General features: G+C 66.2%; 10 protein-coding genes and 3 pseudogenes. 5 read left to right on the top strand and 8 right to left on the bottom strand.

The features are described 5' to 3' along the window. Window positions 1-132 precede the first annotated feature (132 nt). Window positions 133-1,009, top strand: a pseudogene (locus tag AB0D27_RS44150) (integrase core domain-containing protein). Window positions 1,010-1,034: 25 nt separating this feature from the next. Here AB0D27_RS44150 and AB0D27_RS44155 read toward each other — a convergent pair. After that, window positions 1,035-1,295: pseudogene (locus AB0D27_RS44155) on the bottom strand (DDE-type integrase/transposase/recombinase); the annotation flags it as partial. 163 nt (window positions 1,296-1,458) lie between these two features. Here AB0D27_RS44155 and AB0D27_RS44160 point away from each other — a divergent pair. After that, window positions 1,459-1,683, top strand: coding sequence for a hypothetical protein (locus tag AB0D27_RS44160; RefSeq protein WP_362520974.1), 225 nt, complete (start codon window positions 1,459-1,461; stop codon window positions 1,681-1,683). A gap of 151 nt (window positions 1,684-1,834) precedes the next feature. Then, a complete protein-coding gene (locus AB0D27_RS44165; RefSeq protein ID WP_362520977.1) occupies window positions 1,835-2,212 on the top strand; it encodes a transposase in 378 nt (125 codons plus the stop codon). Here AB0D27_RS44165 and AB0D27_RS44170 read toward each other — a convergent pair. Next, window positions 2,139-3,329, bottom strand: a complete 1,191-nt coding sequence (locus AB0D27_RS44170; protein ID WP_362520980.1) for an IS110 family transposase — start codon at window positions 3,327-3,329, stop codon at window positions 2,139-2,141. The genes AB0D27_RS44165 and AB0D27_RS44170 overlap by 74 nt on opposite strands. 268 nt (window positions 3,330-3,597) lie before the next feature. Here AB0D27_RS44170 and AB0D27_RS44175 point away from each other — a divergent pair, with 268 nt between their 5' ends. Next, a complete protein-coding gene (locus tag AB0D27_RS44175) occupies window positions 3,598-4,509 on the top strand; it encodes an IS3 family transposase (protein WP_362520983.1) in 912 nt (303 codons plus the stop codon). A gap of 62 nt (window positions 4,510-4,571) precedes the next feature. Here the strand turns inward: AB0D27_RS44175 and AB0D27_RS44180 are convergent, their stop codons facing one another. The 6 genes and pseudogenes from AB0D27_RS44180 to AB0D27_RS44205 form a co-directional block, all read right to left on the bottom strand. Next, on the bottom strand, window positions 4,572-4,742 hold the full coding sequence (locus AB0D27_RS44180) for a hypothetical protein (protein ID WP_362520986.1): 171 nt from the start codon (window positions 4,740-4,742) through the stop codon (window positions 4,572-4,574). Window positions 4,743-4,804: 62 nt separating this feature from the next. Beyond that, window positions 4,805-5,554 (bottom strand): ATP-binding cassette domain-containing protein, encoded by a 750-nt coding sequence (locus AB0D27_RS44185; RefSeq protein ID WP_362520989.1) that lies wholly within the window; start codon window positions 5,552-5,554, stop codon window positions 4,805-4,807. Then, on the bottom strand, window positions 5,551-6,138 hold the full coding sequence (locus AB0D27_RS44190; protein WP_362520992.1) for a hypothetical protein: 588 nt from the start codon (window positions 6,136-6,138) through the stop codon (window positions 5,551-5,553). The genes AB0D27_RS44185 and AB0D27_RS44190 overlap by 4 nt, the downstream gene beginning before the upstream one ends. A 5-nt stretch (window positions 6,139-6,143) precedes the next feature. Beyond that, complete coding sequence (locus AB0D27_RS44195) at window positions 6,144-7,427, bottom strand: magnesium transporter (RefSeq protein ID WP_362520995.1); 1,284 nt, start codon at window positions 7,425-7,427, stop codon at window positions 6,144-6,146. Between the two features lie 59 nt (window positions 7,428-7,486). After that, window positions 7,487-7,900, bottom strand: a complete 414-nt coding sequence (locus tag AB0D27_RS44200; protein WP_362520998.1) for a hypothetical protein — start codon at window positions 7,898-7,900, stop codon at window positions 7,487-7,489. A gap of 204 nt (window positions 7,901-8,104) precedes the next feature. Then, window positions 8,105-8,197 (bottom strand): annotated as a pseudogene (locus AB0D27_RS44205) (transposase); the annotation flags it as partial. A gap of 361 nt (window positions 8,198-8,558) precedes the next feature. Here AB0D27_RS44205 and AB0D27_RS44210 point away from each other — a divergent pair. Further along, window positions 8,559-9,000 (top strand): transposase (locus tag AB0D27_RS44210; protein WP_362521001.1); only part of this gene is annotated, 442 nt, incomplete at its 3' end.

Here is a 9,000-nt window from a genome sequence, read left to right on the forward strand (position 1 = left end):
GATCCGCAAGGTCGGCAGAGGCACGTACATGCTCGAACAAAGCTGGATCTCCCCCAATTTGACGGATCGTGTCACACGCTAACTACGCGGCATTGCCCCTACCCTCCCGAGCTTCGTGAGCGTGCGGTGCGCATGGTCGCGGAGATCCGCCCGAACTATCCGACCGAGTGGGCCGCGATGAAGGCGGTCGCAGCGAAGCTGGGCATCGGAGCAGCAGAGACGGTGCGGACCTGGCTCCGTAAAGCGCAGGTGGACACCGGCCAGCGGCCTGGCATCACCTCGGAGGAAGCCGCGGAGATCAAGCGGCTGCGGGCCGAGAACGCCGAACTGCGTCGGGCAAACGAGATCTTGAAGGCGGCGTCGGCTTTCTTCGCGTCAAGCTCGACCAGCCGTCGAAACGCTCGTAGCGTTCATCGACGAGTTCAAGAAGGTGTTCGGCGTCGAGCCGATCTGCCGTGTGCTCTCCGGCCACGGACTGAAGATCGCAACCAGCACCTACTACGCCGCCAAGAACCGTGTACCCAGCGCCCGGGCGATGCGCGACGCAGACCTGAAAGCCCAGATCAGCCGTGTCCACGCCGACAACTACGGCGTCTACGGGGTCCGCAAAGTCTGGCGGCAACTGCACCGCGAGGGCGAACACGTCCACGACGAATGCGACATAGACGATCCCGGGGCTGGTTCATCATTCGGACCCGGTCAATACACGTCATTCGCCTTCACCGCGCACCTCCTCGACGCCGGCATCGACGCCTCGATCGGCACCGTCGGCGACGCCCTGGACAACGCGCTCATGGAATCCCAGATCGGCCTCTACAAAACGGAGTTGATCAAGCCCCGCAAGCCCTGGCACGGCCTCTCTGACGTTGAACTCGCCACTGCGCAATGGGTCGACTGGTTCAACAACCAGCGTCTCCACACAGCGATCGGAGACATCCCGCCCCGCGAGCACGAGACCAACTACTACTCTCAACACCAGCCCCAACCGGCGGCTGGAGTCAACGCATAGAGCCTCCACCGATCCCGGAGCGCTTCACTCGTTCGACAGTGACGCCTCGTGCGGCGAACCAGGCGGTGGCCTGGATGAGGAAGTCGGCGCAGGTCGCGGCGGTCTCGTCGGACAACGCCTCGGTATAGGACAGGCGCGAGTGGTCGTCCAGAGCGGTGTGCAGGTAGCTGTAACCGCTGCCGTTGCGGTTTCTGCGGCCGGCCGCCCGGCCCAGGCTCTTGTGGCCGCCGCCCTCGGGGATCCGGCCGAGCTTTTTGACATCGATGTGGACCAGCTCGCCCGGCCGTGCCCGTTCTCTGCAGGCGCTCGCTGTTGCTTCGGCTCAAAGCCCATCGTCACATCGCAACCCACGAGTTCAGTATAGATCGCTGTGAAGGGAGCTTCGGAAAGTCGTCGGGGTAGCAGTAGCGGCAGTACGGCATTCGAGAGCTTGCGCTGTGGTATCCATCGTGGTGCTTCGCAAGCACGCCTTCGTTCCCGCAGTAGTCACACCAGTGATCAAATCCGTCGGGATGATGGCCGTGCTCGTTGGTGCCCTCAGTGCGCCCTGCCTTCTCCCTTTTGCTCTGATGGGCGTTGTCGACGATGTGGCCCGCGATGTCGATTCCGACACTGATGGCGAACCCAGCGACGGCGGGAAGTGGCATGTGGACTCCCGGTTTCTGAACCTCTGAACCTCCCATCCCCGTCGTAGATCGGCACTCACATTCCAAGTAGCAGGAATTGATGTCCCGTCACCATTCACCGTGCGGGTGCGACTGCTGCCTTGGCGGTGTCCCTCCCCTCGTAGCGTGGAGTCCGTGATTGCAGGGGAAGTTGGGGTTCATGGGGTCCAAGCAACGGACGTACACGCCTGAGTTTCGTGAGGGTGCTGTACGCATTGTGATCGAGACGGGCAGGCCGATCCCGGAGGTCGCCGAGGAGCTCGGTGTGCATTCCGGCACGCTGCACAGCTGGGTGTCACGGTGGCGGCGCAACGGGTCGGCGTCGTCCGACCAGCCTACCGAGCCCGCACCGGGCGGGCGGCTGCGCGAAGCCGAGCGGGCCGAGCTGGAGCGGCTGCGGCGGGATGCGGCGGAGAAGAACAAGCGGATCCGCGAGCTGGAGATGGAGCTTCCCAATCTTGTTGTCAAGCCGCCGCGGCAACGGGTTGTGCGGGCTGGTAGCACTCTCCGTCACGGATCATCGCCCACAGGACGTTGACGCGGCGGCGGGCGAGGGCCAGCAGAGCCTGTTTGTGACTCTTGCCCTCGTTGCGCTTGCGGTCGTAGTACGCCTTGGACGCGGGGCAGCACTTTAGGCTGACCATGGCCGACAGGTACATGGCTCGCAGTAGCCCGCGGTGGTAGCGCCGAGGCCGGTGCAGATTGCCGCTGACGCGGCCGGAGTCACGGGGTCTGGGGGCCAGGCCGGCGAAGCCGGCCAGCCGGTCAGCGGTGCCGAAGGCGTCCATCTCGCCGCCGGTCGCGGCGATGAACTCGGCGCCGAGCCTGGGGCCCATACCGGGCAGGCTGCGGATCACCGCGGCATGCGGGTGTTCGCGAAACCGGGCCTCGATCAAAGCATCGAGTTCGGCGATCTCCTCGTCGAGGGCCATCACCCCCTTCGCCAGCCGGAGTACCATCGCCGCGGCCAGCGTCTCGCCGGGCAGCGCGGTGTGCTGGGCATGGGCGGCCTCCACCACGGTCTTCGCGAGCGCAGCGGCACTGTGGACCTTCCGGTTCTTCAGCCAGTCTTCGAGCCGTTTGGCGCCGGCGCGGCGGATGGCGGCCGGGGTCTGGTAGCCGGTGAGCAGGGTGATCGGACCCTTGTTCGTCAGATCCAGAGCCCGCTCCAACGCCGGGAAGATCTCGACCAGTTGTGCGCGGAGCCGGTTGATCTGCCGGGTGCGGTCGAAGACCACGTCGAGGCGGCGGGTGGTGAGGGTGCGCAGGTCGACGGCGATCTCATCGCCGGGCCGGAGCAGACCGAGGTCACGGCGGACGCGGGCCTGGTCGGCGATCACGAAGGCGTCCTTGGCGTCGGTCTTGCCTTCGCCGCGGTAGGTGCCCGAGGCGTGGTGAACGGCCAGACCGGTGAGGTAGGCGACGGGCTGACCGTGGTTGACCAGCAGGCCGATCAGCAGTGCGGCACCGCCGTGGTTGAGGTCGACGGCCCACAGCACGTCACGGGATATCTCCAGGACGTCGCCGATGAGCTGCAGCAACTCGGCCTCGTCGTTGGAAACCCGGCGGGACAGCAGGCGGGTGCCGTCCGCGTTGATCACCATGCAGTGGTGATGCGCCTTGCCGATGTCCAGTCCAGCCCAGATCTCCGGCACGTATCCTCCGTGAGCTCGTCGTACACGGTTTCCGCAGACGACCTCGCCGACGTTGCCCTACGAAGCGATCGAGTCGCAGTTCCCAATTGGCGGTCGAGTCGTCGCAGGACCCCGGGCGGCCAAGCTCCATAAACCATCCAAGTGGCACAGCGTGATGTCAGCCATACCCCGGGTCCCCGGGTCCGCCGATCTTACGAGTGGCCGGCTCAGACCCAAGAAGAAAGGTAGGGCGTGATGTCCTCAAGCGATGCATGGTCCTCTGGGTGAAGTGACCGAAACGGACCCGGCCGCCCTGGCCGCGTTCATCGGTAACCAGAGGACCGCGCACCGTGTCCCGCACCGCCTGGCCTGCCGGGTTCTGGGAGTGTCGGAGTCCTGGTTCTACAAGTGGCGCGACAAGCCCACCACCGCTCGTGAAGTGCGGCGCGGACAGCTGGCCGACGCGATCCGGCAGATCTTCGAGAACTCCGGCGGCACCTACGGTTCTCCGAAGGTCTGGCTCCTCCTGATCCGCGCCGGCTGGCGCATCTCGGTGAACACCGTCGCGCGTCTCATGGCCGAACTCGGCCTGGCCGGACGGAAGATCCGCCGACGGGGCGGGCTGACCCGCCCCGGCAAACGGCCCGCGTTCGCGGACTTTGCCCGCCGCGACTTCACCGCCGACGCTCCAGACCAGGTGTGGTGCGGCGACATGACAGAGATCGCCACCGGTGAGGGCAAGCTGTATCTGGCCACCGTCATCGACCTGTTCTCGCGCCGCCTGCTCGGCTACGCGATGGGTGCACGTCACGACGCAGAACTCGTCGTTGCGTCCTTGAACATGGCCGCGGCCACCCGTGGCGGCGACGTCAAGGGCGTCATCTTCCACAGCGACAGGGGCAGCGAATATGTGTCCCGGCGCTTCCGCTGGGCCTGCCGGCGTCTGGGCGTGACGCAGTCCATGGGCCGGGTCGGGTCGTGTTTCGACAACGCCGTCAGCGAGGCGTTCAACAGCGTACTCAAGGTCGAGTACGTCCACCGGCACACCTTCGCCACCCGCACCGAGGCCCGCCTGAGGATCGCGACCTGGATCACCGGCTTCTACAACACGCACCGACTACACAGCGTGTGCGGTTACCGGAGTCCGATCGACTACGAACACGACCACCGAGCCAACTCCGCCTTGGAGCTGGCCGCTTAGAAGATCTCCACAGTCCGAGGGGATTGACAGCGGGGACCAGAATGGCTTCCGCGTTGGTTCGCTCACATGGTGGAACGTACCCGCCTGGCGAACCTTTCGGTACGCACGGCGTGATGCCAGGCGGCGTCCCGGGTCTCGCCCAGGGTGGTGTCTTTGTCGTCGAATGGGAAGCGGGCAAGGATCTTGGAGTCGGAGAGCCAGAAGTCGTGGGTGTGCACGGGCACGCGTGGCACACAGAAGTCCCGCCCGGAGGCTCCCGCGTGCACAGGGTGCAGGGAACAAGGGCGCTGCGAGGTCACTGCGAACCGTCCAGTCGCATGAGGACGGAGTACGCCGACTCGGCCCGGCGCGCCGGTACGGCGTCAGGGCGTGCGTGTTCCAGGAAGCGCTGAGTCCCGCCGTGGTGGAGAACCCGGCCGTCATCCATGAGGGTGACGGTGTCGGCTTCGTCGGCCAGGTCGGCGATGTCATGCGTCGACATGAGCACCGGGGTCTTCGCCGCAACCTCCCGCAGCACGCCACGGAAGACCGTGCGCTGGTGAGGGTCGAGCCCGGCCGTCGGCTCGTCCAGCAAGATGACGCGCGCGTCGTGGGCAAGGGCGCAGGCGATGCCGACACGGCGGAGTTGTCCCCCGGAGAGCCTGGCCGTCTTTCGGCCGGCGTGCTCGGCGAGGCCGACCTGGTCGAGGGCGGCTCCGGCGCGCTCCCAGGCCCGGGAGCGGCTCTCACCCTTCAGCCAGGCGACGTATGCCACGTACTCGCGGGCGGTCAGCTGCCGCGAGGTGGGCACCCGCTGAGGCAGCCAGGCCACGTGGCGGCGGTATTCACGGCTGGCGGAGGTGAGGTCCGTGCCGCTGAACAGGACCCTGCCCGCCTTCGGCTCGACCGTACCAGCGAGCAGAGCCATCGTGGTGGACTTGCCCGCCCCGTTGGGGCCGAGCAGGATCGTCAGGCCTTCCCCAGGGACCTCGTAGGTGAAGCGGGACAGGACGGGGCGAATCCAGCGGTGGTAGCTGAAGGTCACACGGTCGAGCAGCACAGTCATCGGTCGGTCCTTGGTGCGAAGCAGATGAGGAAGAGAACTCCGGCCAGAAAGACAGCGGCGGCGCCTGCGGCGGCATGTGCGACATGCGCTTCCTCCGTGACGATCACCCAGGGGTAGGGGTCGTTGAGACTCCGGCCACCGAGGAACATGGAGTGAATCATCCAGAAGACAGGGAGCAAGGTAGCCCGGTGTCCGAGCAGTGGCCAGGCACCCAGGGCGAGTCCACAGAAGAGCAGGTTGTTGCGCGCCGCTGTCAGCATCGCTTCCCGGCCGAGCGGAGACATCGCCATGGCCACTGCGGATACGAGCAGGGCGAAACCGACAACAAGCGTGATGTCCCACGCGTCGAGCCTACGGACGGCAGACCGTTCCATGGCGGGCAGCCGCCGTTCAAGGCAGACGACCAAAGCGACGGAGGGGATGAGGCAGAGGAAATTGCTGAGCTCTGTCGGTACCGCGTAATCCCCCAGGAACGCAGGGAAAACGAGGACCACATCCGAGGTGAGTCCGACGCTCAGGACGAAGGCCACCAGGGCACCGGGCAGCAGCCCCAGGGCCCCCCGCTGGCGCAGCCACCAGATCATGTTGTTCAGCCACCTGCCCCGCAGGCATGGCGAAGCCGCTCGGCGTACCAGGTCTTCTGCTCCTGCGAGGGAAGCTTGTTCACTCTGTCCATCTCGTCAAGGAGCTGTGCGCGGCTCTGCCCTTGACTGAACTGCTGGGTCTCACGGGACAGCCAGGCGAGGTACTCGCTCTCCACACCTATCGTCCGGGCGGCCCAGAGGGTGTTGTAGTGCAGAGCGTTCCAGTCCGGTTTCGCGCAGGGAATTCCGACGACGGCAATGGCGATGTTCTCCCGGAGCACCTTGTCCGCGTTGCCGGGCACGAGGTCGAGTGCCCAGTGTTCCCCCCTGGTGTCGAGTTGCTGAACATCGGCCACGGTGAGGTCGGTGATGCGGACGGGCCTTTCGATGATGACGCCCTTGGCCTGCAATTGGCCGGTCATCTCGGCGAGTTCGACCTGAATCTCCCTGATGTGCTCGGAACCGGCTGACGGCAGGCAGACTTCAGGCATGTCCCCCTCACAGGTGATGGGGGCGAGGCCCTTGGCGGCAGGAGCGATCGAATGCCAGTCCTTGGTGACGCCGTATGCGCAAAGCAGGCCACTGACTGCGATCACAAGCGATGTGGCGACGGAGGCGGCGCGGATACGCCGGGGCGCTGCCAGGACGACACAGGCAATGGCCAGACAGACCGTCGGCAGAAGTGCGGCTGCCGTCATGGCAGGCGAGTACGCTTCACCGAACCCCAGCCAGGCGATGGACCCGGTGACATGGTGCGCCCAGTAACTGTCCGTCCCCAGCGGGAAGCTGATCCCGATGAACACCAGCACGGCTACGAGCGGTGCGGCGTACAGCGCATGGAATCGGCGCCCTATGACGAAGCCGATGACGGCGTGCGCGGTGAGCAGGACGACGACGATCGCCATCAAGTGCAGCACATACAGATCAGGAAGGACTCCGACCACCCACAGCCCTCCGGCCGTGACGCCTGCGGTGAGGACCGATAGGGACAGCACGGCGATGAGGATGGGCTGGACGGCGATGCGCCAAGTGGAGCGCGCGGCCCCCAACTCCCAGGTGCCGAGGGCTCGCAGTCTCGTCGCCTCCACCGCGGCCAGGCCTGCCACAGCCGCAGCGGCCATCGGGACCGGGGCATGCACGGCATACGACGCGACCTGCGCGGGCCACGGCACGGCAATGAGCCGCTCGATATGCCGGGTACTCGTGAGGAAGACGAAGGCGAAGAAAAGGCCGATCACGGGGAAGGCCAGCACGGCTGGATGCGTGCGAAGAGCAGAGGAGAAGCGCATGAACCCTCGTATGGAGAACAAACCCGGGCCGCCGCACGGCGTGCGGCGGCCCGGCAGGATCAGTCAGCCAGGGTCGTGTCTACGCTGACCTTGTCAGCGGCACCCGTGCAAGCTCCGCACCCCGAACCGAGCTTGGTGATTTCGAGGTAGTAGCTGTCGTAAGGCAGATTGGACTGGGTGGCTGTGCTTGTGTAGCCAGAGCCCTTGAAGCAGTTGGTGAGCGTCGACGTGTCGTGCTTTACGTCACTGCCCCAGTCTATCTGCTGCCACAGCGCCACATCGACGCTGTTCGTGGTTCCCGCCTGGTCACAGCCGGTGAAGTGGAACTCGTTATACTCCTCATCGACCCACTGCTGGGAAGTGGTCCCCTGGACCAGGCTGAAAGGAGACTTGCTCCAGTTGGCCCAAGCTCCCGTAGCGGTGGCGATCGTGAGTACCGCGGCAGCCCCCGCGACGACACCGAAGTTACGCAAACGTCTTCCCGATAAAGGAAAAACCCCTCCTTGTCCTTCCGGTTGCCGAGGCCCCCCCTCGAACTGGAGACCGAAAGGCTGGGTGACTGTAGCACCGCCCCCGCTGATCTGGCAGCCGTGATCAGTTAGGGCGCTTCGCCTGCTCTGTCCGGCCCTGAGCTGCGTCATCGCGCACGCGCAAGTGCGGACCCCGTGTCGCTAGGCGTAGGCCGCCCGTCGGCGGCGCCGCGACTCCCGGTCGGCGGCCTTGTGCTGTCGCCTGCGCTCGGCCCACCGTCGGCCGAGGTGGGGCCGGAGGGTACTTCACCAGCGGGCTGGCCCTCGACCGCGGAGACAGCGACTACCAGCAGGTCCCAACCCAGAGACCGGGAACGGATCGCAGGTGCTGCGAGCCCACCTCGCGTACGCCGACCGCCGTTGACTCGACAGCCGGACACGAGCGGCGAATCTCCGTGAACCGCGAGTGCAGCCTGTCGCGCACGCGGACCGGCAGCCCTCGTCAGGCCCTTGCCCGGCATTCCCACGGCAAACACCGAGGCCACAGCTCTTAGACCCAATGCCGTGACTCTGTTGGTGATGTTGGCGGGGTGCTGACATTTGGACCGGTGGGTGTTTGTCTGGTGGGAGCGGGGCGGTGTCAGCGGTGGGGGTGGTCGCAATGTCGCTGCGGCCGGAAAGCCATCAGGGGATCCCGGCCAGGACGCTGCGGACAGCGCGGGCGGCGTGTCCGAACGGCACGCCGGCGATGCTGATCAGGGACCGGTTGGACGTGCTGTTCGAGGACGAGGAGTTCGCCGGTCTGTATCCCTCGGACGGCAGGCCGGGGCTGTCGCCGGGGCAGCTGGCTCTGGTGTCGGTGCTGCAGTTCGCGGAGAACCTTTCCGACCGGGCGGCAGCGGACGCGGTACGGACCAGGATCGACTGGAAGTACGCGCTGGGCCTGGAGCTGGACGATCCCGGGTTCGATTACTCGGTGCTGTGCGAGTTCCGGGCCCGGCTGGCCGAGGACGGCGCCGCCGATCGGCTGCTGGAGGTCATGCTTCAGCGTCTGAAAGAGGCCGGACTGCTCAAGCCCGGCGGGCGGCAGCGCACTGACGCCA

It is taken from the genome of Streptomyces sp. NPDC048415 (assembly GCF_040651675.1).
Classification (GTDB): domain Bacteria; phylum Actinomycetota; class Actinomycetes; order Streptomycetales; family Streptomycetaceae; genus Streptomyces.